A 24,946-nucleotide genomic window follows, 5' to 3' on the forward strand; every position below is an offset into this window, starting at 1 on the left:
AGTATGAAACTACTCACCATTCACTATTCACCATTCACGCGCCGAAGCCGCCGCTCATACGTTGAGCAGAAGGTACTCCCGCTCCCACGGACTGATCACTTCCATGAACGTCTCGAATTCCGCCCGCTTGATCGCCGCATAGGTGGCGGCGAAGGATTTGCCCAGCAGCGCGCCGAGTTCATCGTCGCCCTCGAACAGGTCGACGGCTTCGAGCAGGCTGCGCGGCAGGTCGATCTCGTCCGCATTGGCGGTCGTCAGCACCGGCGGCTCGGCCTTGATCTTCCTGGTGATGCCGATCAGCCCGCAGGCAAGCGAAGCCGCCAGCGCCAGGTAGGGATTGGCATCGGAGGACGGGATGCGGTTTTCGACACGCCGCGCCGCCGGATCCGAACGCGGCACGCGGAACGCCGTGGTGCGGTTGTCATAACCCCATTTGTTGTTGACCGGTGCCGAGGCCGCCTGTGTCAGCCGGCGGTAGGAATTGACATAGGGCGCGAACATCACCAGCGCGTTCGGCACGTGTTGCTGCATGCCGCCGATGAAATGGAAGAACTCCTCGGTCTCCGAGCCGTCCTCGGCCGAGAAGATGTTCTTGCCGGTCTTCTTGTCGATGATCGACTGGTGGATATGCATGGCCGAACCCGGCTGGCCCTGGATCGGCTTGGCCATGAAGGTGGCGTAGATCTCGTGCTTGAGGGCGGCTTCGCGGATGGTGCGCTTGAACATGAACACCTGGTCGGCGAGCTCGATCGGGTCGCCGTGGCGCAGATTGATCTCGAGCTGGCCGGCACCCTCTTCATGGATGAGCGTGTCGATCTCCAGGCCCTGGCTTTCGGAGAAATGATAGATGTCGTCGATCAGTTCGTCGAACTCGTTGACGCCGGCGATCGAATAGCCGGCGCCGCCGCCGATTGCGCGGCCCGAGCGACCGACGGGCGGGGTGAGCGGATAGTCCGGGTCCGGATTCTTGCGCACCAGGTAGAATTCGATTTCGGGCGCCACGACCGGCTTCAGCCCGCGCTTGTCATAGGCGGCAAGCACGCGCCTCAACACATTGCGTGGCGTGAATTCGACCGAGCGACCGTCCTGGTGGACGAGGTCGCAGATGACGGCGGCCGTCGGGTCTTCTTCCCAGGGGACCACTGTCAGCGTCGACAGGTCCGGCATCAGCTTGAGGTCGCCGTCGTCTTCCGGATAGTGGAAGCCGTTGCCGTCTTCGGGATAGCCGCCGGAAATCGTCGTCATGAAGACGGCCGAAGGCAGCGCCAGCGAGGTGTTGGAGGTGAATTTCTTCGACGGCATCATCTTGCCGCGTGCCACGCCCGCCTGATCAGGCGTGATGCATTCGATGTCCTCGATACCGCGCCATTCCAGCCAGTCGCTGACTTCCTTCCAGTTCTTCACACCGCGCAGGTTTTTCACGAAGGCAGGCGTACGCGCTCGTCCTCCGCGGCTCGACGGACGGACTTCCTTTTTTGCAGGCGGCATCATTCACCAGATTGGGTTGCGGATTTCGGAGTATAGCCGTGCCCCACTGTGGAAGGAAAGGGGAGCTTCTGCCGGCATTCCTCGTTCCGGTTGAAAATCACGTCGGCCGGCTTAGGGTTCGGACGGCTCCCATCCGGAAGGCATCGATGCGAAACAACAACGACCTGACGACCATCGGCTTCGACGCCGACGACACGCTTTGGCAGAACGAACAGTTCTTCCGGATGACTGAGAAGCGTTTCGCCGTCATGCTTGCCGATCATGGCGAGGAGGGACAGATTTCGGCGCGATTGCTCGCGGCCGAACGGCGCAACCTTGCCGTCTATGGCTTCGGCATCAAAGGGTTTACGCTATCGATGATCGAGACGGCGATCGAGGTCACCGACGGGCGTGTGCCGGCTTCGGTCATAGCGGAGATACTCGAGGCCGGCCGTGAGATGCTGAGCCACCCGATCGAGGTCTTGCCGCATGTGCGCGAGACGGTGGAGAAACTTGCCGGCGCATACCGCCTCGTGCTGATCACCAAGGGCGACCTTTTCGATCAGGAGCGCAAGCTGGCCGGATCCGGCCTCGGCGACCTGTTCGACGCGGTCGAGATCGTCAGTGACAAGAATGCCGCGACCTATTCCCGCCTTTTCAGCCGCCACGGCGATGGCCCCGCAAAGAGCATGATGGTCGGCAATTCGCTGAAGTCGGACGTAGTGCCGGCCATCGAGGCCGGCGGCTGGGGCGTCCATGTGCCGCACGAACTGACCTGGGTGCTCGAGCATGTCGAGGCGCCGCTCGCCGAGCCACGGTTCCGCCAGATATCCGACCTCGGGCAATTGCCCGAACTGGTGCAAGACATCACCAGAGGGAGTTAAGCGCGCTTTGCGTGTCGCCCAAAAGTGACCTCGGTTTTGGGAGAGCGGCACGCATCAAAAAGGGACCTAAGGCGCGTCAGCTAATGCGCTTAGCGGCTTATCAGGCGATCGATCACCGGTTGCAGCCGCTCGGGCGTGATCGGCTTGGCGACGACGACGTCAATCACGTTCGACAGGCCCAGGCTCTCCGGCGTACCGGTTTGGGTCGAAAGCAGGATCACGGGTGGAAAGGATTTGCCCGAAGCCCGTCGCAGCGTTTCGATACCGGACATCAGGGTGTCGCAGTCCTTGTTGTCCGCGCCGCCATCCAGCACAATCACGCCGGGCACCAGTGTTCGCAAGGTCTTTGCCGCCATGTCGGGCGATTCCGAGATTGGCTTGAGCCCGGATCGCTCGACGATCTTCGACACCACCACGCGATTGATCGGCGATTTCCCGACAACAAGCACTTGCGAGGGACTGCGTATCGTCTCGGTGCTTGAATCCTGGGTCACCAGATTCGGATGTTTTGCGGTCTCGCCCTTGTTACTCACTGGGCACCCAAGTCGTCCAAGAAGCTCGCCCCCATTTCAATGCAGAGTTGAATCTGGGCGACAATTGGCGTGAGATCGCACTCCATGTCAAGTTGAAATAAAAACCTTCCGAAAACGCCTCCCGCGACAGTGGAGTCAAGCAACAGTACTGTACTGCCCTGTCCACGGATTGGTTGCATAAAAATAAAATTCACCTGCGCATACACTGCGCAGGTGAAGGGTCGGTTGCAACGATTTCCGGTCAGCCATGGCTCTGCTGTGTGACGATCACCGGGATCAGCAGGTCGCCCCAATTGCCGTCGCCGCCATGGTGCCGCGCCGAGCGCACCAACTCCACCGAGACGCCCGCCTCGACCGCCTTCATCACCGACTGGTTGAGCCTGTGCAGATCGTTGGCCAGCATGCGGATCGTCGCCTGCTGGTCGACGCTCATCGTGGTCGATTGTTCTTCCGCCCGTTCCTTGACGCGGCTTATCGATGCCATTGGTCTTCTCCTGTGCCTGAAGCCCTGTCGGGCGTTTCCTCGGTGTTTTCCGATCCGCTATTCGGCGGCCGGCCTGAACTGTGCGTGCTCGGTCGATTCATGCATGGCGGTGGTCGACGACTTGCCGCCGGTGATTGCCATCGACACGGCGTCGAAATAGCCGGTGCCGACCTCGCGCTGATGCTTGGTCGCGGTGTAGCCATTGGCCTCCGCTGCGAATTCGGCCTCCTGCAACTCGGAATAGGCCGCCATCTGCCGTTCCTTGTAGCCACGCGCCAGTTCGAACATGCCGTAGTTGAGCTGGTGGAAGCCGGCGAGTGTGATGAACTGGAACTTGTAGCCCATGGCGCCGAGTTCCTTCTGGAATTTGGCGATCGTCGCGTCGTCGAGATTCTTCTTCCAGTTGAACGAAGGCGAGCAATTGTACGCGAGCAGCTTGCCCGGATGGTGCCTGCGCACGCCCTCGGCGAATTTCCTGGCCTGTGCGAGGTCCGGCTTCGAGGTCTCGCACCAGATCAGGTCCGCGTGAGGTGCATAGGCGATGGCCCGCGCGATGCAGGGCTCGATGCCGTTCCTGACCTGGTAGAAGCCTTCCACCGTGCGCCCGGCGTCGTAGTCGACGAAGGGCTGGTCGCGCTCGTCGATGTCGGACGTCAGAAGCTTCGCGGCTTCGGCGTCGGTGCGTGCCACGACCAGGGTCGGCGTGCCCATCACATCTGCGGCCAGGCGCGCGGCGTTGAGGTTGCGGATATGCGCGGCGGTCGGGATCAGCACCTTGCCGCCGAGATGGCCGCACTTCTTTTCCGACGCCAGCTGGTCCTCGTAATGGACGCCGGCGGCGCCCGCCTCGATGAACGCCTTCATGATCTCGAAGGCGTTGAGCGGCCCGCCGAAACCGGCTTCGGCGTCGGCGACGATTGGCGCGAACCAGGTCTCGACCGAAAGCCCATTGCCCTCGGAGGTCTCGATCTGATCGGCACGCTGCAGCGTCCGGTTAATGCGCTTGACCAGCTCCGGCGCGGCATTGGCCGGATAAAGCGATTGGTCGGGATACATCGCGCTAGCCGTGTTGGCGTCCGCCGCGACCTGCCAGCCCGACAAATAAATCGCCTTCAGTCCGGCGCGCACCTGCTGCATCGCCTGGTTGCCGGACATGGCGCCGAGCGCATTGACGAAATCCTCTTCGTGGATGAGCTTCCATAGCCGGTTGGCACCCATTTCGGCGAGACTCTGGCGGATCTGCACCGAGCCGCGCAGCCGCTTCACATCCTCCGGCGAATAGGGACGTTCGATCCTGTCGAAGCGACCTTCCGGCGCCGAGGGGACGAGATTGTAAAAATCAGTCATGAGTCACTCCAAAGGATTGCTGCGCTTGTCCACACGCCAATCTTCTGGCGCATCGGGGTGTGACTGAATTTACATTGCGGCGCGAAATTGACCAGAAAAATCACGCAATATGATCGCAGATAAGGGAAAATCTGTGTTGTGTTTGACAGAGCGTTGCTGTAAATTTGTCACAATTGTAAAAATCACCGGTAGTGGGCCGGTAGTGGGATTGCCGCGAATGCCATGTAAATTCCTGTCAAGAGCAGTCGATGGCTGAGCAGAAGATTTTCGCCGGGCCGCGCATCCGCCGCATCCGCAACGCCAAGGGCCTGACCCAGACGGCGATGGCCGAGGGGCTTGGCATCTCGCCGTCCTACCTCAACCTGATCGAGCGCAACCAGCGGCCGATGACGGTGCAGCTGATCCTCAAGCTGGCCTCCGTCTACAAGGTCGACCCGCATGAGCTGCAGGGCGAGGCGAGAGGGTCGGTCGCGGCCTTGAAGGAAGTGTTCACCGATCCGTTGCTGGTCGGCGAATTGCCTGGAGACCAGGAGCTGATCGAACTTGCCGAGGCGGCGCCCAATGCGTCCGCGGCGGTGATAAAACTGTTTCGCGCCTATCGCGAGCAGGCCGAGCGACTGTCGGACCTCAACGAGCTCCTGTCGCGCGAGGGCCGCGCCACCGCACTGTCCGGCGCCCGCCTGCCGATCGACGAGGTGCATGAGACCTTCGAGCGGCGGCCGAACCATTTTACGGCACTTGAGGAAGAGGCCGAGGCGTTCACCGCGGTGCTCGATCCCGGCGACGATCTGTTCGGTGCGCTGAAGGCCTGGCTGAAGCGCGAATACGGCATCGTGGTCAAGGTGCTGCCGGTCGCCGCCATGCCGAACTGGCGCCGTCGCTACGACCGCCATTCGCAGCGCCTGTTCCTGTCCGAACGCCTGTCGCCGTTCGACCAGCTGCGCGAAGTGGCGATGGAGGCCTGCCTGATCCGCATGACGGTCGCGGTCGCCGGCGAGATCCAGGCGCTCAAGCTGACCACCGACGAGGCCCGCCGTCTCGCCCGTTTCGAGCTCGGCCGCTATGCTGCGCACGCGCTGATGATGCCCTACCAGGCCTTTCATGCGGCCGCCATCCGCGCCCGCTTTGACATCGACGTTCTGCGCTCGCGCTTCGGCGTCTCCTTTGAACAGGCGGCGAACCGGCTGACCATGCTGCAGCGGCAGGGCGCACCGGGCGTGCCGTTCTTCATGCTGGAGGTCGACAATGCAGGGAACCGGTTTCGCAGGGCCGGCAGCCAGGGCTTTCCGCACAGCCGCTTCGGCGGCGGTTGCCCCAAGCTGCCCGTGCATGCCGCTTTCTCCCAGCCGGGCCAGGTTTTCGTCGAAGCGGTGGAGATGCCTGACGGCGCCGAGTTCCTGTGCATCGCCCGCACGCTGGAGGGGCCGCAGGGCGCGTTCGCTGAACGCCCGCGCCGCACCGCATTGCTGCTCGGCTGCGATATCGGCTTTCGCGACGACATCGTCTACGGCGCGGCGCTGCCCGGCGTCACGGTCGGCGCAAGGGCTGGACAAGGCGCCGTCGCGGCGACGCCGGTCGGACCCGCCTGCCGGCTTTGTGAGCGCGTCGGCTGCCTGGCGCGGGCCGAACCGCCAGTGACGCGTCCGCTAGGCCTCGACGAGATGGTGACGGGCCTGAGTGCTTTCGATTTTCAGTAACGCGGCAGCAGAGGTGCCACAATCGTCGGCGGTGTCTGGATCACCCGCTCTCCAAGTCTTTGCGTTACGCGAACAGAGCAGTTTTTTGTCGTCCCTCGCGCATCGTTCCGTCCACAAAAGCTCGACAATCGCGCCCATGACAGACGCAGCATCATCGCCAAGCCTCGCTGTATCGACCGCCTCGCCGCGCGAGGAACGCATCGGCATGCTTCTGGTCTTCCTGTCGGCGCTGATGTGGAGTTTCGGCGGCACCATCGCTCGCTTCATCACCGTCGGCGACAGCTGGACGGTTATTTTCTGGCGCTCCGTCTGGGCCGCCGCCTTCCTGCTCTTGTTCATGACCTGGCGTGACGGCTGGCGCGGCATGCTGAGATCGTTTCGCGACATGGGCCTGCCTGGCCTTGCCGTGGGTTTCTGTTTCGCCATCGCGTCTACCGCCTTCGTCGTGGCGCTCGCCTACACCACCGTCGCCAACATCCTCTTGATGCAGGCCGGTGTGCCGCTTCTGGCGGCGCTGTTGGCCTGGGTCTTGTTTCGCGAACGGGTCAGTGCCGTGACCTGGATGGCGATCGCCGCCGTCATTGCCGGCGTCGCCATCATGGTGTCGGAATCGCTCGATGGCGCCGTCTCGCCGATAGGCGACGGGCTGGCGCTGCTGATCGCGTTCATGTTCTCGATCGCCACCGTCATTACAAGGCGGTTCGCCAGCGTGCGGATGACGCCGGCGACCTGTCTCGGCACGCTCCTGGCCGCCGGCTTTGCCGCCTCGCAGGCGTCGACCTTCACGGTGTCGGCCGCCGACACGGGCTTTCTCTTCGCCTTCGGCGTGGTCAATCTCGGCATTGGTCTTGCGTTCTTCGCCACCGGCGCGCGGCTGATCCCGGCGGCCATCGCCGCACTGCTCGGCACCTTCGAGCCGATCCTTGGGCCGATATGGGTCTGGCTCATCCATTCCGAGGTGCCGTCCGGGCGCACCATCATCGGCGGCGCGGTGGTGGTCACGGCGCTGATCCTCCATATCGGGCTCGAGTTCAAGCGCCAGGCACGGCCGCAGCGGGCAGGCGTCACCGGGGTGCCGTCGCCGAATTGATGCGGGCGGCTGAAGCTTTGCCATTGACAATGTCGCTGCCGCCCGGGCAGGCTGGGGCCACGGCAACAACAAGACAGGCGTATCTTGCCAAGTCTCCCCGCCGGTCAGATCGAGACCGGACCATATTTCTGTATTTCTGTCCGCCCGGCGGCGAAAGCTTCTGACGGCACCGTGATTCCTTCCAGCCTCGGACGATTGCGCGGCCTTGGCCGGCGCTTGTTGTCCCCTGGAAAGCCCAATAGTCTGAAACAAATGCCCGGCCGCGCTCAAGTCGCGACGAGCCGGCGAAGGAACACTCACCAAAGGAGAATAGCATGATCCGCAAAGCGCTCTGGCTTTCGGCGACCTCGGTATTTCTGACATTGTTCACGCCCGCCGGGCATGCCGAGGACCGCGTCGTCAATGTCTTCAACTGGTCGGATTATATCGATCCTACGATCATCGACGACTTCACCAAGAAAACCGGCATCAAGGTCGTCTATGATACGTTCGATTCCAACGAGATCCTGGAAACCAAATTGCTCGCCGGCGGCAGCGGCTACGATGTCGTCGTGCCGAGCGGCAATTTCCTCGCCCGCCAGATCCAGGCCGGCGTGTTCCAGAAGCTCGACAAGTCGAAACTGCCGAACCTCTCCAACATGTGGGACACGGTTTCGCAACGAACCGCCAAGTACGACCCGGGTAATGAGTATTCGATCAACTACATGTGGGGCACGGTCGGCATCGGCTACAACATCAAGAAGGTGAAGGCGGCGCTCGGCACCGACAAGATCGACAGCTGGGATGTGTTCTTCAATCCCGAAAGTCTCGCCAAGCTGAAGGATTGCGGCGTCTATGTGCTGGATTCGCCGGCCGACATCATTCCGGCGGCGCTGAAATATGTCGGCCTCGACCCGAACAGCACCTCTCCCGACGACATCGCCAAGGCCGAGGAAGCCCTGATGAAGGTCCGTCCCTTCATCAGGAAATTCCACTCCTCCGAATATATCAACGCTTTGGCCAATGGCGACATCTGCCTGGCGGTCGGCTGGTCGGGTGACGTCTTCCAGGCGCGCAACCGCGCCCAGGACGCCAAGCAGGGCGTGGAGATCGGCTATTCCGTGCCTAAGGAAGGCGCTCAGATGTGGTTCGACCAGATGGCGATCCCCGCCGATGCGCCGCATGTCGCCGAAGCGCATGAATTCCTCAACTACATGATGACGCCGGAAGTGATCGCCAAATCGTCGAATGCCGTGCTCTACGCCAACGGCAACAAGGCCTCGCAGCAGTTTGTCGACAAGGCACTGCTGAGCGACCCGGCCGTCTATCCGGACGACGCGATCTTGCAGAAGCTTTACACGGTCTCTCCTTACGATCCCAAGACCCAGCGCGTCATCACGCGCACCTGGACCAAGATCGTCACCGGCCAATAAGCATCTGAAGCGACCTCGGCGGACAGCTGCCGGGGTCGCGTATTTTGGGGCACAAAGCAAGAAACAGCACGGAGTGGGGATATGAAATCGCTTGGCAGCATCCGCAGGGATTTCGCGCCATGGAACGACCCGAACGCCAAGCCATACATACAGTTCGACAACGTCACCAAGAAGTTCGGTGACTTCACCGCCGTCAACAATCTGTCGCTCACCATCTTCGAGCGCGAGTTCTTCGCCTTGCTCGGCGCCTCAGGTTGCGGAAAGTCGACGCTTCTGCGGATGCTTGCCGGTTTCGAGGAACCGACCGCCGGCCGCATCCTGCTCGACGGCCAGGATCTGCGTGGCATTCCGCCCTACCGCCGGCCGGTCAACATGATGTTCCAGTCCTATGCGCTGTTCCCGCATATGACAGTGGAGAACAACATCGCCTTCGGCCTCAAGCAGGAAGGCATGCCCAAGCCCGATATCGAAATGCGCGTTGCCGAGATGCTGAAGCTGGTCAAGCTCGAGCAGTTCGCCAAGCGCAAGCCGCACCAGCTCTCCGGCGGCCAGCGCCAGCGCGTCGCGCTTGCTCGCTCGGTCGCCAAGCGGCCGAAAGTGCTGCTGCTCGACGAGCCACTCGGCGCGCTCGACAAGAAGCTGCGCGAGGAAACCCAGTTCGAATTGATGGACCTGCAGCAGGAACTCGGTCTGACCTTCGTGGTCGTCACCCACGACCAGGAAGAAGCGATGACCATGGCCGATCGCATCGCCATAATGGACAAGGGCGAGGTGATGCAGGTGGCGACGCCCGCGGAAGTCTACGAAGCCCCGGCCTCGCGCTTCGTCGCCCATTTCGTCGGCAATGTGAACATGTTCGAGGGCAAGGTCGCCGAGCGGTCGACCAACACCACCCGCATCACCGGACCGAGCGGGGCCCAGATCGTCGTCGAGAATGGCGGTGCGGCGGCCGCGTCCAATGCCGATATCGTCTTCGCCATCAGGCCGGAGAAGATCAAGGTGTCGTCGAAGAAGCCGGCCGATGCCGTCAACGCGCTGGAAGGCGAGGTCTATGACGTCGCCTATCTCGGCGACATGACCGTCTACCACATCAGGCTCGACGATGGGCAGATCGTGCGGGCAAGCGCCTTGAACGCGGCACGCGTGACCGAGGATCCGCTGACCTGGAACGACCGCGCCTGGGTATCCTTCCGGCCCGATGCCGGCGTCGTGCTGGCACGGTAGGGGGCCGATATGTCCAACATCGCCGTCGCCGATGCCGCCGCGCCATCGACAGCCAAGCCTTTGCTGACGCGGCTGGGTGCCGGTTTCATCAACCGGCTCGTCATCATCGTCCCCTACCTTTGGCTGCTGTTTTTCTTCCTCATCCCCTTCGTCATCGTCTTCAAGATTTCCCTGTCGCAGACGGCGATCGCCATGCCGCCCTACACGCCGGTGCTCGACTTCAGCGACGGCGTCTCCGGCTTCTTCGCCGGGTTCCGCGACCTCAACTTCGACAACTATGTCTGGCTGACGCAGGACGCACTCTATTTCAAGGCCTATGTGACGAGCGTCATCATCGCCGCCATCTCGACCGTTCTGACGCTGATCGTCGGCTACCCCATCGCCTATGGAATGTCACGCGCGCCGGCGACCATCCGTCCGACCTTGTTGATGCTGGTCATCCTGCCGTTCTGGACGTCCTTCCTGATCCGCGTCTATGCCTGGATCGGCATTCTCAAGCCAGAGGGCCTGCTGAACCAGCTTCTTTTGTCGCTGCACATCATCAACCAGCCGCTGGTCATCCTCAACACCTATACGGCGATCTTCATCGGCATCGTCTATTCCTACCTGCCGTTCATGGTGCTGCCGCTCTATTCGTCGCTGGAAAAGATGGATTACTCGCTGATCGAGGCGGCCAAGGATCTCGGCTGCCCGCCGACATCGGCTTTCTGGAAGATCACCTTCCCGCTGTCATTGCCGGGTGTCATTGCCGGCTGCCTGCTGGTGTTCATCCCTGCCGTCGGTGAGTTCGTCATCCCCGATCTGCTCGGCGGCTCGCAGACGCTGATGATCGGCAAGACGTTGTGGAACGAGTTCTTCGCCAACCGTGACTGGCCGGTGTCGTCGGCCGTCGCCGTCATCCTGCTTTTGCTGCTCACCGTGCCGATCATGCTTTTCCAGCAGGCACAGGCGCGTGCCCAGGAGCAGGGCAAATGAACGCCACTTGGAGCCGGTTCAACGTCACCTCGATCGTGCTTGGCTTTGCCTTCCTGTACCTGCCGATCGTGCTGCTCATCGTCTTCTCATTCAACGAATCCAAGCTCGTCACCGTCTGGGGCGGTTTCTCGACCAAATGGTACGTCTCGCTGTTCCACAATCAGGGCCTGATGGACGCCACCTGGGTCACGGCGCGCGTCGGCGTCATTTCGGCGACCGTGGCGACCGTGCTCGGCACGCTGGCGGCACTCACCCTGACGCGCTACACGCGGTTCCGTGGCAGGGTGCTGTTTTCCGGCATGGTCTTCGCGCCGCTCGTCATGCCGGAAGTGATCACCGGCCTGTCGCTGCTGCTGCTTTTCGTTGCCGTCGGTCTCGACCGCGGCTTCTTCACGGTGACGCTCGCCCACATCACGCTGACAATGTGCTTCGTGGCGGTCGTCGTGCAGTCGCGCCTGGTCTCCTTTGACCGGTCGCTGGAGGAAGCGGCGATGGATCTCGGCGCAACGCCGGCTAGGACCTTTTTCCAGATCACGCTGCCGGTCATCCTGCCGGCGATCGTGTCCGGCTGGATGCTGGCCTTCACGCTGTCGCTCGACGATCTGGTCATCGCCTCCTTCACTTCGGGGCCGGGCGCCACGACGCTGCCGATGAAGATCTACAGCCAGGTCCGTCTCGGCGTGACGCCGGAGATTAACGCCGCCTGCACCATCCTGATCGCCGTTGTCGCGGTCGGCGTCATCATCGCTTCGATCGCCAACAAGCGGCGTGAGGTACAACGCCAGCTCGACGAACAGGCGGCGCAACGCGGCTGAGCATGGTCGTGCTCGGCTGAACGAAAAGCGCGCAGCTACTCGCCCGAAACGCCACGGCTTATCGGGGAAATGAACGGCGTGCTCCAGGTTCCGCCGACAAAGAAGGACGACTGATTGGGACCCTGCTGGCCGCTCTTCTGCGCCGCCTGGTCCGGCTGGATGACGCCGCCGGACAGCGCCAGCCCGCGCCCGGCATAGGAGGCGATGCCGGAAAGCCAGATCTTGTATTTCGCCGAATTGGCCTCGGCCTTGTCCAGCCTTGCCACGCCTCGCGAAATGGTCGCCTTCACTTCGGCGCCGTCGATCGGCAAAGTCCCGTCCGAGACATCGTCGAGAGCGAAGAAGCCGCCCTGTCCGGTATGCTTGAGGAAGGCCGGCAGGTTGAACTTGCTGAGCGCGCCGGGGCCGAAGGTTGCCGTGACCGAGCCGTCGGCGTTTTCAAAGATCGAATCCCAGGTCCTGCCCGGTCCCTTGAGGATGACCGAAACGGTCCCCGTGCCGACCGGCACCAGCCGGGTCATGCCGGCCGCCGTGCCGAACGCGCCGCCATCGACGTCGGAAGCAAGCAACCGGATCTCGACCTGTGTGCCCTCGGGCTTGCGGTCGAAACGAAGACTGGTCTGGATGTTGCCGCCAAAGGCCGAGGCGTCCGAGATATCGAAGACGGAAAGGCCATCCTTGACCTGGGCGGTGGCGGCGACATCGGCAAGCTGGATCGTGCCGGCCGTGGCATGCGCCGCCGACAGCCTGAGATCGAGATTGACCCGGTCGGCGAAACTTGCCTCGACGTCACCAGGGTTGGCCCCGCTCGCTGGTCCCAGCGGGGTGAAGGCGGACAGGAAGGACCTGAGGTCGAGTGTGTCGAAGGCGAGCGTGCCCGAGATCACGGGTTGGGCGTCGCCAAGCGACAGGTCGAGCGCGCCCATGCCCGGATTGTTGTCCAGCGTCAGCGCGGTGTTCTCGAACTTGACGCGTCCGGCCGACGCCGTGACCTTGCTCGAAATGCTGACCGAGCCGATCGCAGCACTTGGCGCGACGCCGGCCTGCGACCACTCCAGCACCCGGCGCAGCGAGGGTGCCGCGAACTTCACCTGGCCGTCGAAATAGGCGTTCTGCGACATGCTGGCCGTGCCGTCGAAGGAGAAGGTGGCGGGCGCTGCCTTGAAAGACAGAGTGAGCGGGGCCACGCCGCCGGCAAACAGCACCAGCGGCTTCTGTGAGGCGGCGTCCAGGGCGACACTTTCGCCGCGCCAGATCCCGGTTGCCGACAGTGTCGCATTGCTGTTCATCGCCGCCCAGGTCGCCTGGCCGCTGAGGCTGCTCAGGATCTCCACGTCCTTGCCGTTGACGGAAGCCACCATGCGGCCGTCCCTGAACTCAACCGTGCCGAAGGCATCTGTCGGCAGCTTGTCGAGGTTGGGTTTGGCGGGATCGGCACTGACCACGCCGCGCGCGGTGTCGATGGAGCGCGCGATGCGCCCGCCGGTCGGCGCGGTGGGCAGGAACAGGCCGTCCGCCGTGCGCTGGACCCGGATTGTCGGCCGCACCAGCCGCGCCGTGGAAAACACCACATCACCCTGCAACGCCGCCATGGCCGATAGGTCGATTTCGACGCGTTCGGCTTCGACGACCGGTGGCGCATCGGTGTCTGTCCATTTCGATAGCGTCACATCGGTCAGGATCGCCCGGAATTTCGGCCAGACCTCGATGCGCGGCGCGCCTTCGATGGCGACCCGGAAGCCGCTCCAGGCGCTCATTTCCCAGGCGATGCGGTCGCGCACGATGCGCGTCGAGGCGATCAGCGGCAGCGCGGCGACCACCAGAGCGATGACGATCACGGCAGCGCCGATCGCCCACACTCCGCGGCGGATCAAGGATGATGGCATCTCGCCCTATACAGTTCCGTTCCGATTAATCGCCCGATGTATAACCCCAGTCGTCACTACGACCTAGGACTGAGGCATTTCAAGTCTTTATGGCCCGGCGATGGCATTTGCGCACACCTGGTCGCTTCGGCCCAACAAAATCTTGCTCTGCTGCGCTGCGATATGCATAAGCGATGACGACCGTGGGAGGATCGATCATGGCTGCCGAAGTACCGCTCTGGACCCCGACGCAAGACCGGATAGACGCTTCGCCATTGACGGCTTTCCAGAAGGCTGCGGAGGCGAAAGCCGGCGCCTCCTTCGCCTCCTATGCCGACCTGCACCGCTGGTCGGTCGAGGATCGCCAGGCATTCTGGAGCCTGGTCTGGGATTTTTCCGGCATTGTCGGCGAAAAGGGCGAGCGCCTGCTGGCCGACGGCGACAAAATGCCGGGTGCCTCCTTCTTCCCCGACGCGACGCTGAATTTCGCCGAGAACCTGTTGAAGAAGACCGGCGGGGGCGAGGCGATCGTCTTTCGCGGCGAGGACAAGGTCGAGCGGCGGCTGTCCTGGAACCAGCTGCATGGCCTGGTCTCGCGCCTGCAGCAGCTCTTTCTGTCGCTCAAGGTCAAGAAGGGCGACCGCATTGCCGCGATGATGCCCAACATGCCCGAGACCGTTGCAGCCATGCTGGCCGCCGCCTCCATCGGCGCGGTGTGGTCATCCTGTTCCCCCGATTTCGGCGAGCAGGGCGTGCTCGACCGGTTCGGCCAGATCGAGCCCGTCATCTTCATCGCGCCCGACGGCTATTGGTATAATGGCAAGGCGATCGAGGTCGCCGACAAGGTCGCCGCGGTCGCGGCCAGGCTCGGAAGTGTCCGCAAGGTGCTGCTTGTCGATTATCTCGGCACCTCGACCGATGTGGCGGCAACCATCGACAAGGCGGTGGCGATGGAAGAGGCGCTGTCGCCCTTCGCCGCCAAGCCTGTCAGCTTCGAGCGTCTGCCGTTTTCGCATCCGCTCTACATCCTGTTTTCATCGGGAACCACCGGCATTCCCAAATGCATCGTTCATTCGTCCGGCGGGACGCTGATCCAGCATGTCAAGGAACACCGGCTGCATGCCGGCCTCGTCGACGGCGACCGCTTCTTTTATTTCACCACGTGCGGCTGGATGATGTGGAACTGGCTGGTGTCGGGCCTGGCTTCCGGGGCGACGCTGCTGCTCTATGACGGTTCACCCTTCTATCCCGACGGCAATGTGCTGTTCGACTTCGCCGATGCCGAGAAGATGACCTTCTTCGGCACCTCGGCCAAGTTCATCGATTCCGTGCGCAAGGCCGGCCTCAAACCGATCCGCAGCCATTATCTGTCTGATGTGCGGGCGATCTCATCCACCGGTTCGCCACTGTCGCCCGAGGACTTCCGCTTCGTCTATGACGGCATCAAGCAGGACGTGCATCTCGCCTCGGTTTCCGGCGGCACCGACATCGTCTCCTGCTTCGTGCTCGGCGTGCCGACGCAAGCTGTCTGGACCGGCGAGATCCAGGGACCAGGCCTCGGCCTTGCCGTCGATGTCTGGGATGATGACGGCAAGCCGATCCGGCAGGAGAAGGGCGAACTGGTCTGCACCAAGGCGTTTCCGTCGATGCCGATCGGCTTCTGGAACGACCCGGACGGCAAGAAGTACCAGGCGGCCTATTTCGAGCGTTTCGACAATGTCTGGTGCCATGGCGATTTCGCTGAGTGGACGGTGCATAGCGGCATGATCATCCACGGCCGCTCGGATGCCACGCTCAATCCGGGCGGTGTGCGCATCGGCACCGCGGAGATCTACAACCAGGTCGAACAGATGCCGGAAATCCTGGAGGCGCTGTGCATCGGCCAGGATTTCGACAATGATGTGCGTGTCGTGCTGTTCGTTCGGCTGGCCGCGGGCGTCCAGCTGGACGAGGATCTGGAAAAACGCATCCGCGCCAAGATCCGCAGCGGGGCGAGCCCCCGCCATGTCCCGGCCAGGATCGTCGCCGTCACCGACATCCCGCGCACCAAGTCGGGCAAGATCACCGAACTTGCCGTGCGCGACGTCGTGCACGGCCGCGCCATCAAGAACAAGGAAGCGCTCGCCAACCCGGAAGCGCTGGAGCTGTTCAGGAACCTGCCGCAGCTTGCCGAATGACGGATGGTTAACAAACCATGTCGCGGGAATTTACCTAGATTTCACGAGTGGTACACATTCGTAAACTTTTCCGCGAGCCGGTAAGGAGTTGTTAAGGCCCGGCCCGGATAGTCGCATGTAACTTGAGGGAGAAATCCCGTTCCTCAGCCCCCGGAGGATCTGAATTCGCTCAAGCCCCGTTGTGACAGCAATCCCATCTCTTAAGGCGTCCTCCAGGGCGCCTTTTCTTTTGGACCTGCTATTCCGCCAGCACCCGGGTCGAGGGGAAAGCCACTTCCACCAGCGTGCCTTCGCCGGGCGTCGAATTGATGGTGAAGCGGGCGCGGTTTGCTTCCACCATCGCCTTGGTCAGCGGCAGGCCAAGGCCGGTGCCGTCACCACGCCCGCGCTTCAGCGCGTTGATCTGCTTGAACGGCTTCAGCGCCTGTTCGATCTCGGCCTGGCTCATGCCGATGCCGGTATCGCGCACCCGCATGACGACGTCGCCTGAAGTCTCATAGGCGGTCGAGACGATCACCTGGCCGCCGGCCTGGGTGTAGCGGATGGCGTTGGACAGGATGTTGAGCGCGATCTGGCGCACGCTGCGCAGGTCGGCCACCACCTCCGGCAGCCGCGAGGCGAAGCTGGAGCGGATGATGACGCGTTCGCGATTGGCCTGCGGCTGCATCATCGCCACGGTCTCGGCCAGCGTGTCGTTGAGCGAGACGGCCTCATAGGCCATTTCCTGCTGGCCGGCCTCGATCTTCGAGATGTCGAGCAGGTCGTTGACCAGATCGAGCACATGGTTGCCCGAGCGATTGATGTCGCGCAGATAGTCGCGGTAGCGGTCATTGGCGACCGGCCCGAATTTCTCGTCGACCATCAATTCGGAAAAGCCGATGATGGCATTAAGCGGCGTGCGGATCTCGTGGCTGATGCGTGCGAGGAAATCGGTCTTTTGCGAGGACGCCCGTTCGGCCACCGCGCGCGCTTGGGTGAGATCTTCCTCGGCTCGTTTCCACTGCGTGATGTCGCGCACGACAGCACAGAAGCCGCTGTCATTGGGCAGCCGGCCGATGGTCATGAACAGCGGGATGAAGCGCCCCTGCGCCTCGCGCCCGATCACCTCGCGGCCGTCATTCATAACGCTCGCCACGCCGGGTTCCGACAGCCCGGTGAGATAGTCGCGCGCCGCGCGCTGGCTTTCGATGGCAAACAGCGAGGCGAAGGGCTTGCCGGTCACCTCGTCGCTGTCGAATCCGAACAGCGCTTCGGCCGGGCGGCTGATCGAGCGGATGGTGCCGTCGCTGCCGATCAGCACGACGCCGTCGGTGGCGGTGTCGATGATGGTGCGCATCTCGGCGATGCGCGCCTTGAGTTCGGAAATGTCGGGTTGCGTCGGCTCTTCGCCGACCGCGTGCAGGGCCACGGGCGCGTCATCCTCGCCGGAACGGCGCACGACGAGCATCAGCGCCTTGCCGTCGCGCCAGGGAACGGAGCGCAGGATGGCGTCGATCGGGAATTCCTGGCCATCGCGGGTCTTCAGCCGCAACGCCCGGTCGCTGCCGTCGGAGGCGCCGTCATCGGCATAGGGATCGGCGAACAGCGCACCCAGCCCGCCGGCATCCTCGAGGTCCTCGAGCGTGTCGTAACTGGTCAGGTCGAGGAATTCCTCATTGGCATAGTGCAGCTGGTCGCCCGAATGGATGAGCAGCGGCACCGGCAGCTTGCCGAGCAGCGAGGTGTCCGGAGCCTTGCTTTCGTCGCCGATGGAAAAGGCCGACGGCACGATCCCTTCGGTCTTGAGCGGCGGTATTTTCAGGCGTGCCCTTTCGGCCGGGCTCTCGACGACGTCGCTTGCACTGGCGGCTTGACCGCCAAATGTCGCGGCCTGCTCGTCAGCGGCTGCGGCCTTCTCGCGGTCGCCCCAGTCCTCATTGTCTTCGGCATCGCGAAAATCGGCCGAAGTCATGCTGTCATCGTCGTCGACGGCATCATGAGTGGCGGCTTTGGTATCGGCATCTTCGCTCGTCGCGACGGGTTCCGTAACCTCCGGTTCCGCCGCCACGGCTTCTGAAACCGGGGGCTCGCTATTGTCCGCGAGGGGGCCGGATTCATCATTCCGGTCGGCGTAATTAAGCAAGGAGCCGCTCACGCCAGGCAAGGTATCGGCGGGTTCGGCATCAGCCACGTCGTCCGGGTGACCGCCATCAAGCCGTGCGAGATCCGCTTCGTCCTCGGCATCGGTCTCGGACGGTTCGGCCAGCGTCGCGTCGCTCCCCGGCTCCGCCACCGGGATTTCGCCGGTCTCTGCCGGCGCTTGATCCTGGGCAGCGTCAGGCGTCGACGCAACATCGGAGGCGGCCTCGATCGGAGTTTCCGTCTTCGCGGCCGGAGCCTCGGCCGCTGTTTCAGCCGCGGGCTCAGCCGGTGTCTTGATCACCGGTTCTGGCGGGCTTTCGATCCCGGGCTCGTCGGCTTTCGGCGGCTCGGCCGGCGCACTGTCCTTCTTCAGCCGCTCGCCAATCTCACGGAAGGCGCTGCGTTCCAGTGTCGACAGCCCCTTGTCGTTGGCCGGCTGCCGGTGTTCGGCCAGGCGGATGACCTTGTCGGCAAAGCGCCGCTCTTGTTTCGGCACGATGGTCAGCGCCGGCACCTCGCCCTTGAACGGGTCCGCAGCGCTTGGCTCGTCGGCCTTCGGCTCTTCCGTCTTCGGCTCTTCAGCGGCAGGTTCGACGGCTTCCGGTTCCGGCATCGCCGGCGCCTTGCCATTGGGCAGCAGCGCCATGCCGATCGCTTCCGGATCGACGACCGCGTCGCCAGTCCGGGCAACGCCGAAGCCGCGAAAACCTTCGAAGGCACGGCTGCGGCCATAGACCGGCAAGGCCGCCAGGTCGACGGGGATCTTCAGGTCAGTGCCGACGACAGGCCAAAGCACCGAGCGGCCGGACCAGGTATCGCGCCGCTCCAGCAGCCCTGCGATCTCGCCGGACGCGTCGAGGCCGAAGGCGGCCGCGACATCCCTGAAGCGCCGGCCGATCACGTCGGCGGCCGGCTTGCCGACAATGTCGGCGAATTCCGGCGACAGCGCGCTGAATTTGCCTTCGGCATCGGTGCGCCAGACGAACCGCAGCGGCGCTGCCGAGCGGTCTATCGTCCGAGCTGGGGTCGCGGTCGATGCAGCCGGGGAGGCGGCCTCGTCCTGCTTCGCGCTGTCCACCGGAGCTTGAGCGTCAGTCGCCTGGGCCACGTTTTTCGCTTCCGGCGCGGCAGGCGCGGGTGGCGCGCCGTCCTCGCCGGCATGGAAGTACCAGTGATCGTGCTGTGCCGGCGCGCCGCCCGCGGCGGGCTGATCATTGTCGGCGGCAACCGGTGCCGGCCCGGCCGGCTCCGAAACCTCTTGCGCGGCCCGTTCCGGCCTATCTTCGGCCACGGGCTTGGAAGGGGCGGGCTCCGGCTCGCTGTCGGCAGTGCCAGGCGACCGTTCGACGGCCTCCGCCTGCGGAACATCCGCCGTCGGCGGATTGTCCTGGTGAGGTTCGGATTGTGCGGCTTCCGCCGTTGTCGGTGCGCCGCCAATCTCGTTGATGGGGCTTTCCGTTGTTGCCGGGGGCTCGTCTGCCGAAACCTCCGCAACAGGCAGGTTGTCCTCGAGCTGATCCTCATCAATCACCACCAAGAGATGCCGCTCCGGTGTCAGCCGCGCGAGCCCGGCGGGGTAGGACGTGTTGCCGCCGGGGACGAGACGCTTGACGATGCGCTCGTCCTCTGCGGCGACATCGGCCACCAGGGCTGCCAGCGTCGCGGGCTGGATGCCGAGCTTCGAAAAGCCGTCCGACGCGGCCTCGATATTGCCTCCGGCATCGATGAAGGCGATGAAATGGCCGTCTTCGGTGAAGCCGCTGATCGCCCGACTGGCGATCTCGGCGGCACCGCGCGAGCCTGTCTGCGCCGCTGGCACCGCCAGCATGATCGCCTTCTCGCCGTCCGGCAGCGTCACGGCACTTGCCTGAAAGCCGACGATGCGGCTGGTCATGCCGGTCGCCAGCCTGACGGTGATGCCGCGATCGCTGCCGATCTCGGGAAAACCGCTGGTCGCCATGATCTGGCGGCGGGCGATCAGCGGCAACTGTGCCCAGGCGCCGATGATCGCTTCGATGTCGGGGTAGCCGAACACCGCGGCTCCCGGCCCGTTGGCCCAGATCACCTGCTCCAGATCAACCGACAGGATCGCGATCGCGTCGCCGGTGGCAAAGCGCTGGCGCACCGCGTCGAGCACGGCGACGTCGAGGAAGGAATATTCGGACGGCATGCGCTTGGCGAACCCTCACGGAGCGGCGAAATTTGCAGTTAACGCTTTGTTAATAAAAGCCGCAGCCGCGAAGGTCCACAAGCCAGAACGTGCAAAGGCTGGTTTCTGGGCTTTTGGTTAACGGCCCGAAAGAAATTTATGGTGCACTGCAACAAAGATATTGCAATGCACAAAATTTGCCTTTATATTGCCATCATAACTGAACGAGACGGCTTTCTGTCAAAGCCGCTGCCGCTGAAAAGGATGGAAAATGTCAAGGACTAAGACTGCCGAGACGATCGAAAACGTTGAATTCCCGAGCTTCGACGCTTCCAAGGCCACAGACCAGATCCGCGCTTTCGCCGAAAAGGGCGTTGAGCAGTCGAAAGAGGCCTATGCCAAGCTCAAGACCGGCGCCGAGGAGACCCAGAAGGCTCTGGAGTCGACCTACGAGACCGCCAAGACCGTTTCCAGCGACCTGTCGCTCAAGACCATCGCGGCGCTGCGCGCCAATGCCGAAGCCGGCTTCTCGCATCTCGAAGCCCTGATCGGCGCCAAGTCGCTGTCGGAAGTCGTCGAGCTGCAGACCGCTTTCCTGCGCAAGCGCGTCGAGTTGACGGTCGAGCAGGCCAAGGACTTCCAGGCTGTTGCCTCCAAGGCGGCCGAGGAAGTCTCCAAGCCGATCAAGACCGCCTTCGAGAAGGCGATCAAGGACATCAAGGCTGCCTAATATTTGCGCATGATCTGAGGATGCAACAAAAGGTCGCATTTTCTTAAAAACGATCAGGCGTATGATGGTAGCCGTTAAGGAATACCCGGCGAGTGGAACCTCCTCCCTCTGCTCCCCGGGGTGACCAGCCAGCTCCTCCTCCCGCTGGCTCGTAACAGGAAAAGGCCGGCACCTCCTCCCGCCGGCCTTTTTCTTTGCCCACTGAATCCCGCTCGATGCCGTGAGATGTGGGGAAGTGGCCTTTGCTTCGCAAAAGCCTTGAATTAAAATCCATAAGCCCGTATGGACGCATCGCCGAACGACAGAGCGGATCGCTTGGGATCAGTTCCTGAAGAGATTCTGCTCAGGCAAATGTGCCGTTGTAGCTCAGCTGGTTAGAGCGCCGGATTGTGGATCCGGAGGTCGCTGGTTCGATCCCAGCCAACGGTACCATATTCAATAATTAATTGATTTTGCTGTACAATTTCAAGTTTTCGGCCGCTAGTTTCGCTTCATTCTGCTTATTTGTGTTACCTATTGTGCTGTTTAGCGGACAAATTTGGGTGTTCTGAACGAAACGGCTCTGGGCCCGTCGGTGGAATTTCTCCGTCTCGTTGATGGCGCCCTCACGCTCGGCCCTCCCGGTTTCGAAAGACCTTGCAACGACCCGTGCGGCAATCGGCGGCAACGACGTGCAATTGGGCGGCTTCTGATTTTCGGCAGCAGGCTTAATGCTCAAAGACGAGGTGCCGATCCAGCCGTCATATCTCGTCGACCCGAGGATAAACTGCGTCTGGCTTGCAGCCCAGGCATTTGTCGATCGCATTTGCGCTGGGTCGGTTCACCCGCCTATACCGAAGCGCGTCCTGCTTGACGATCTCGACGCTGAGCAGGTTGAGCAGCCGGACAACGCGCTTCTCCTCTGGAAAAAAGGAGCTGGAAAGTCATGAACGAGATCTGGCATTCACTCCTCGCCAATCTTGCCCTGGTCTGCGTCCTGGTCATCGCCTGGGACCTTGTGGCCGATTTCACCGGGCGTCTCTCGCGGCGGATACAGTCGCTGCTTCTCGGCGCGGTCATGGGCATGGGGGCGGTCTTTTCAATGGCGACCGCCTTGTCCGTCTCCGGCTTCGTGGTCGATCTGCGCGCCGCCTTTATCGGTGCCGCCGCGTTCTTCGGCGGATGGCCGGCAATGTTCGTTGCCACGACCGGCTCCATTGCCTATCGCCTCTATCTTGGCGGGCAGGGGGCCAATGTCGGCGTCATGGGTATCCTGATCACCGCCGTCGTCGGCCTGGCATGGCACCACATTGTCGCGGCCCGGTCTCGCACGATGCTCGACATATTCGGCTTCGGCGTGTCAGTGGCGCTTGCCGGGCTGATCACCCTCCTGGTCATACCCCCGCAAGTCACAGGCCTGATCCAGCAGAGCACGTTCCCGTCCCTCCTGTTCCGCTTCCTCAGCACTATGGTGATCGGCATCCTGCTCGACCGGCAACAGCGGCGGCGCGATCTCTCCATGTTCAACATGATCTATCGGGCCATGGTTCGTGAACTGCCGGACTGCCTGAACATAAAGGACGTGGACGGGCGCTTCATCGCCGCCAATCGCGCCACCGCCGAAATGCTGGGGGCCGCTTCAGTCGAGGAGCTCATCGGCAAGACCGATTTCGATTTCTATTCGAAGGACGTGGCCGAGCGGTTCAGGCAGGACGAGATGGGCGCACTGAAGGCTGGGCAGACATTGCGCATCGAACAGCCGGCGGTCTTTCCGGATGGCAAACAGGGCTGGCTTTACACGCTCAAGGCGCCGTTCCGCGACGAGGCCGGCAAGATCACCGGTGTCATCACCTACAATCGCGAGATCACCGAGCAGAAGCGAAACGCTCAGCTCAAGAACGATTTCATTTCGACGGTCAGCCATGAGCTGCGCACCCCTCTGACATCCATCCGCGGCTCGCTGGGCCTGATCGCGGCGGGCGTAGCGGGCGAATTGCCGCCGAAGGCCGCCAACCTCGTCAATATCGCCCACACCAATAGCGAAAGGCTGGTTCTTCTCATCAACGACATCCTCGATATGGAGAAGATCGAGTCAGGCGTGATCGCCTTCAAGATCAAGCAGATGCCTGTGCGCCCGATCATGGAGCAGGCCATCGCCGCCAGTTCCAACTACATGGCCGAGAGCCGGGTACGCATCGTCCTGGTCGACGATGCCCCGCGCGCCGAAGCCAACATCGATCCGGACCGCCTGCACCAGGTGATGGCCAACCTTCTGTCGAACGCGATTAAGTTCTCGCACGCCGACGGCACCGTGACGGTGAAGCTACAGCGTCGCGATCGCGATATGTTGCGCATCTCGGTGATCGATCAGGGGGCGGGTATCCCCGAGGCGTTTCGCAGCCGTATATTCGGCAAGTTCGAACAGGCCGACGCGTCCAGCACCCGCAAGAAAGGCGGCACCGGCCTCGGCCTCAGCATCGTCAAGACCATCGTGGAAAAGCTGGGCGGCGCTGTTTCCTTCGAAACCGAGGAAGAGAAAGGAACCTCGTTCCACGTCGACCTTGCCGAAGCCCGCAAGCTCCACCCGAGGCCGTATCCGCCACCGCGCCCGCCACGGGAGCCCGATGGCCGCCTACGGGTTCTGATCTGCGAAGACGAAACCGACATCGCGGCGGTGATTGCGGCACTCCTGGACGCGGAAGGCTTTTCCAGCGACGTCGCCCCGGACATCGCCACCGCGAAGGCGCTTCTGCAGTCCCGCGATTATGTGGCACTGACACTCGACATCAAGCTGGCGGAAGAATCGGGTATCAAGCTCTTCCATGACATCAGGGCGTCACCGGTGAATTCCGACATTGCGGTCATCGTCATCTCCGCCGTCGCCGATGAGGCCAGGCGCTCGCTGAACGGCACCGCCGTCGGCATCGTCGACTGGCTGGAGAAGCCGGTGGATTCGGGGCGGCTTCACGCCGCTCTCGCCAAGATCGTCGCCAGCAGGAATGAGCAGAGGCCGAAGATCCTCCATGTCGAGGACGACGAGGGCGTGGTAGCCGTGATGTCGGCGGGGCTGGGCTCCGACGTCTCGATCATCTCGGCGAAAACGCTGCAGGAGGCACGGCGGGCGGTTGCGAAGCGTCGCTTCGATCTGGTCATCCTGGACATTGCGCTTCCAGACGGATCGGGACTGGATCTGCTCGTCGATCTGCCGCTGGAGACCGGAGTCATCGTGTTCTCGGCGGCGGAACCGGACCAGAAACTCGGCGATCGGGTGCAGGCGATGATGACCAAGACCAGGGCGTCGGAGATCGACGTCGCAAAGCTGGTCAGAACCATGTTGGCCTCATCGCGCGATGGAACCAGACCCGCAGCCAGCGCCAAGGAGTGACGATCATGCCGGCAAGAATCCTCTACGTGGATGACGAGGACGATATCCGCGAAATCGCACAGATGTCCCTGGAGCTGGAGCCGGAATTCGAGGTGCGGTCCTGCTCTTCGGGCGCCGAGGCGCTGACCGATGCCGCCGCATGGCATCCTGACCTCATCTTGCTCGACGTGATGATGCCGGACATGGACGGGCCGGAGACGCTGAAGCGCCTGGCTGCTTCACCGCTGACGGCGTCGATACCCGTGGCCTTTATCACCGCGCGCACCCAGACGCATCAGGTCGAGCGCTATCTCGCCATGGGAGCGGTCGGGGTCATTGCCAAACCATTCGATCCGCTGGCGCTCGCCGGCGAGGTCAGGAAGCTGCTTCCGGAGCGCCCCGGGCAGGCATAGCCGCCGGGTCGAAGGCAGCGGCAAGAAGACTGTCAGCAAGCTCGGTTTGCCGCTTACGGCACCTGTACCATATCCCAATATTCATCTACTGATTGTATCGAAATACGGCAGTCGCGAATCGGTTTTATTTATGATTGCGCGGCATCGGCCGGCGCGGGAGACCGCACCGGCGTTTGCATGGACCACATTGGCGGATGTCGGTTCATGGGTTGATCACTCC

18 protein-coding genes and 1 tRNA gene are annotated in these 24,946 nt (G+C 62.8%); 13 read left to right on the forward strand and 6 right to left on the reverse strand.

Annotated features, from left to right (window positions below):
* Nucleotides 1-54: 54 nt before the first annotated feature.
* On the reverse strand, nucleotides 55-1,491 hold the full coding sequence (locus ACWGS8_RS30485; RefSeq protein WP_454584413.1) for a glutamine synthetase family protein: 1,437 nt from the start codon (nucleotides 1,489-1,491) through the stop codon (nucleotides 55-57).
* 143 nt (nucleotides 1,492-1,634) lie between these two features.
* Here ACWGS8_RS30485 and ACWGS8_RS30490 point away from each other — a divergent pair, with 143 nt between their 5' ends.
* Nucleotides 1,635-2,351 (forward strand): HAD family hydrolase, encoded by a 717-nt coding sequence (locus ACWGS8_RS30490; protein WP_454584414.1) that lies wholly within the window; start codon nucleotides 1,635-1,637, stop codon nucleotides 2,349-2,351.
* Nucleotides 2,352-2,440: 89 nt separating this feature from the next.
* On the opposite strand, the gene ACWGS8_RS30495 is transcribed toward ACWGS8_RS30490, so the two are convergent.
* The 3 genes from ACWGS8_RS30495 to aceA form a co-directional block, all read right to left on the reverse strand.
* The gene (locus tag ACWGS8_RS30495) at nucleotides 2,441-2,848 is read right to left on the reverse strand and encodes a response regulator (RefSeq protein WP_454584474.1); all 408 of its coding nucleotides are present in this window, start codon (nucleotides 2,846-2,848) and stop codon (nucleotides 2,441-2,443) included.
* Nucleotides 2,849-3,125: 277 nt separating this feature from the next.
* Nucleotides 3,126-3,368: an SMc00767 family acetate metabolism repressor gene (locus ACWGS8_RS30500; RefSeq protein WP_006202762.1), complete on the reverse strand. Its 243-nt coding sequence runs from the start codon at nucleotides 3,366-3,368 to the stop codon at nucleotides 3,126-3,128.
* A gap of 57 nt (nucleotides 3,369-3,425) precedes the next feature.
* Nucleotides 3,426-4,715 (reverse strand): isocitrate lyase, encoded by a 1,290-nt coding sequence (gene aceA / locus ACWGS8_RS30505; protein ID WP_454584415.1) that lies wholly within the window; start codon nucleotides 4,713-4,715, stop codon nucleotides 3,426-3,428.
* A gap of 248 nt (nucleotides 4,716-4,963) precedes the next feature.
* On the opposite strand from aceA, the gene ACWGS8_RS30510 reads away from it, so the two are divergent.
* The 6 genes from ACWGS8_RS30510 (at nucleotide 4,964) to ACWGS8_RS30535 (ending at nucleotide 11,928) form a co-directional block, all read left to right on the forward strand.
* Nucleotides 4,964-6,412 carry a helix-turn-helix domain-containing protein gene (locus tag ACWGS8_RS30510; protein ID WP_454584416.1) on the forward strand — a complete coding sequence of 483 codons (1,449 nt, stop codon included), beginning with the start codon at nucleotides 4,964-4,966 and terminating at the stop codon, nucleotides 6,410-6,412.
* A gap of 136 nt (nucleotides 6,413-6,548) precedes the next feature.
* Nucleotides 6,549-7,502 carry a DMT family transporter gene (locus ACWGS8_RS30515; RefSeq protein WP_454584417.1) on the forward strand — a complete coding sequence of 318 codons (954 nt, stop codon included), beginning with the start codon at nucleotides 6,549-6,551 and terminating at the stop codon, nucleotides 7,500-7,502.
* Between the two features lie 314 nt (nucleotides 7,503-7,816).
* Nucleotides 7,817-8,914: a polyamine ABC transporter substrate-binding protein gene (locus ACWGS8_RS30520; RefSeq protein WP_454584418.1), complete on the forward strand. Its 1,098-nt coding sequence runs from the start codon at nucleotides 7,817-7,819 to the stop codon at nucleotides 8,912-8,914.
* Nucleotides 8,915-8,995: 81 nt separating this feature from the next.
* Complete coding sequence (locus ACWGS8_RS30525) at nucleotides 8,996-10,138, forward strand: ABC transporter ATP-binding protein (RefSeq protein WP_454584419.1); 1,143 nt, start codon at nucleotides 8,996-8,998, stop codon at nucleotides 10,136-10,138.
* A 9-nt stretch (nucleotides 10,139-10,147) separates the two neighbouring features.
* Nucleotides 10,148-11,113 (forward strand): ABC transporter permease subunit, encoded by a 966-nt coding sequence (locus ACWGS8_RS30530; protein WP_454584420.1) that lies wholly within the window; start codon nucleotides 10,148-10,150, stop codon nucleotides 11,111-11,113.
* Nucleotides 11,110-11,928: an ABC transporter permease gene (locus tag ACWGS8_RS30535; protein ID WP_183456425.1), complete on the forward strand. Its 819-nt coding sequence runs from the start codon at nucleotides 11,110-11,112 to the stop codon at nucleotides 11,926-11,928. Before ACWGS8_RS30530 ends, ACWGS8_RS30535 begins: the two co-directional genes overlap by 4 nt.
* Nucleotides 11,929-11,963: 35 nt before the next feature.
* On the opposite strand, the gene ACWGS8_RS30540 is transcribed toward ACWGS8_RS30535, so the two are convergent.
* A complete protein-coding gene (locus tag ACWGS8_RS30540; protein ID WP_454584421.1) occupies nucleotides 11,964-13,814 on the reverse strand; it encodes an AsmA family protein in 1,851 nt (616 codons plus the stop codon).
* A gap of 197 nt (nucleotides 13,815-14,011) precedes the next feature.
* Here ACWGS8_RS30540 and ACWGS8_RS30545 point away from each other — a divergent pair, with 197 nt between their 5' ends.
* Complete coding sequence (locus tag ACWGS8_RS30545; protein ID WP_454584422.1) at nucleotides 14,012-15,970, forward strand: acetoacetate--CoA ligase; 1,959 nt, start codon at nucleotides 14,012-14,014, stop codon at nucleotides 15,968-15,970.
* Nucleotides 15,971-16,208: 238 nt separating this feature from the next.
* Here the strand turns inward: ACWGS8_RS30545 and ACWGS8_RS30550 are convergent, their stop codons facing one another.
* On the reverse strand, nucleotides 16,209-20,261 hold the full coding sequence (locus ACWGS8_RS30550) for a PAS domain S-box protein (protein ID WP_454584423.1): 4,053 nt from the start codon (nucleotides 20,259-20,261) through the stop codon (nucleotides 16,209-16,211).
* Between the two features lie 250 nt (nucleotides 20,262-20,511).
* Between ACWGS8_RS30550 and ACWGS8_RS30555 the strand changes: the two genes are divergently transcribed.
* From ACWGS8_RS30555 to ACWGS8_RS30575, 5 genes are all read left to right on the forward strand, one after another.
* Nucleotides 20,512-20,970 (forward strand): phasin, encoded by a 459-nt coding sequence (locus ACWGS8_RS30555; RefSeq protein WP_454584424.1) that lies wholly within the window; start codon nucleotides 20,512-20,514, stop codon nucleotides 20,968-20,970.
* Nucleotides 20,971-21,325: 355 nt separating this feature from the next.
* Nucleotides 21,326-21,402, forward strand: a tRNA-His gene (locus ACWGS8_RS30560).
* Between the two features lie 278 nt (nucleotides 21,403-21,680).
* Complete coding sequence (locus ACWGS8_RS30565; protein ID WP_454584425.1) at nucleotides 21,681-21,899, forward strand: hypothetical protein; 219 nt, start codon at nucleotides 21,681-21,683, stop codon at nucleotides 21,897-21,899.
* A complete protein-coding gene (locus ACWGS8_RS30570; RefSeq protein ID WP_454584426.1) occupies nucleotides 21,896-24,334 on the forward strand; it encodes an ATP-binding response regulator in 2,439 nt (812 codons plus the stop codon). The genes ACWGS8_RS30565 and ACWGS8_RS30570 overlap by 4 nt, the downstream gene beginning before the upstream one ends.
* A gap of 5 nt (nucleotides 24,335-24,339) precedes the next feature.
* A complete protein-coding gene (locus ACWGS8_RS30575) occupies nucleotides 24,340-24,726 on the forward strand; it encodes a response regulator (protein ID WP_454584427.1) in 387 nt (128 codons plus the stop codon).
* Nucleotides 24,727-24,946 lie beyond the last annotated feature (220 nt).

The organism is Mesorhizobium sp. 43Arga (assembly GCF_053714255.1).

What these genes read in the sequence shown, in the direction of transcription:
- ACWGS8_RS30530 (WP_454584420.1), top strand. Translation starts at nt 10,148, where the DNA reads ATGTCCAACATCGCCGTCGCCGATGCCGCCGCGCCATCGACAGCCAAG.
- ACWGS8_RS30510 (WP_454584416.1), top strand. Translation starts at nt 4,964, where the DNA reads ATGGCTGAGCAGAAGATTTTCGCCGGGCCGCGCATCCGCCGCATCCGC.
- ACWGS8_RS30565 (WP_454584425.1), top strand. Translation starts at nt 21,681, where the DNA reads ATGCTCAAAGACGAGGTGCCGATCCAGCCGTCATATCTCGTCGACCCG.
- ACWGS8_RS30550 (WP_454584423.1), bottom strand. Translation starts at nt 20,261, where the DNA reads ATGCCGTCCGAATATTCCTTCCTCGACGTCGCCGTGCTCGACGCGGTG.
- ACWGS8_RS30570 (WP_454584426.1), top strand. Translation starts at nt 21,896, where the DNA reads ATGAACGAGATCTGGCATTCACTCCTCGCCAATCTTGCCCTGGTCTGC.
- ACWGS8_RS30500 (WP_006202762.1), bottom strand. Translation starts at nt 3,368, where the DNA reads ATGGCATCGATAAGCCGCGTCAAGGAACGGGCGGAAGAACAATCGACC.
- ACWGS8_RS30515 (WP_454584417.1), top strand. Translation starts at nt 6,549, where the DNA reads ATGACAGACGCAGCATCATCGCCAAGCCTCGCTGTATCGACCGCCTCG.
- ACWGS8_RS30540 (WP_454584421.1), bottom strand. Translation starts at nt 13,814, where the DNA reads ATGCCATCATCCTTGATCCGCCGCGGAGTGTGGGCGATCGGCGCTGCC.
- ACWGS8_RS30545 (WP_454584422.1), top strand. Translation starts at nt 14,012, where the DNA reads ATGGCTGCCGAAGTACCGCTCTGGACCCCGACGCAAGACCGGATAGAC.
- ACWGS8_RS30525 (WP_454584419.1), top strand. Translation starts at nt 8,996, where the DNA reads ATGAAATCGCTTGGCAGCATCCGCAGGGATTTCGCGCCATGGAACGAC.
- ACWGS8_RS30535 (WP_183456425.1), top strand. Translation starts at nt 11,110, where the DNA reads ATGAACGCCACTTGGAGCCGGTTCAACGTCACCTCGATCGTGCTTGGC.
- ACWGS8_RS30520 (WP_454584418.1), top strand. Translation starts at nt 7,817, where the DNA reads ATGATCCGCAAAGCGCTCTGGCTTTCGGCGACCTCGGTATTTCTGACA.
- aceA (WP_454584415.1), bottom strand. Translation starts at nt 4,715, where the DNA reads ATGACTGATTTTTACAATCTCGTCCCCTCGGCGCCGGAAGGTCGCTTC.
- ACWGS8_RS30490 (WP_454584414.1), top strand. Translation starts at nt 1,635, where the DNA reads ATGCGAAACAACAACGACCTGACGACCATCGGCTTCGACGCCGACGAC.
- ACWGS8_RS30575 (WP_454584427.1), top strand. Translation starts at nt 24,340, where the DNA reads ATGCCGGCAAGAATCCTCTACGTGGATGACGAGGACGATATCCGCGAA.
- ACWGS8_RS30555 (WP_454584424.1), top strand. Translation starts at nt 20,512, where the DNA reads ATGTCAAGGACTAAGACTGCCGAGACGATCGAAAACGTTGAATTCCCG.
- ACWGS8_RS30485 (WP_454584413.1), bottom strand. Translation starts at nt 1,491, where the DNA reads ATGATGCCGCCTGCAAAAAAGGAAGTCCGTCCGTCGAGCCGCGGAGGA.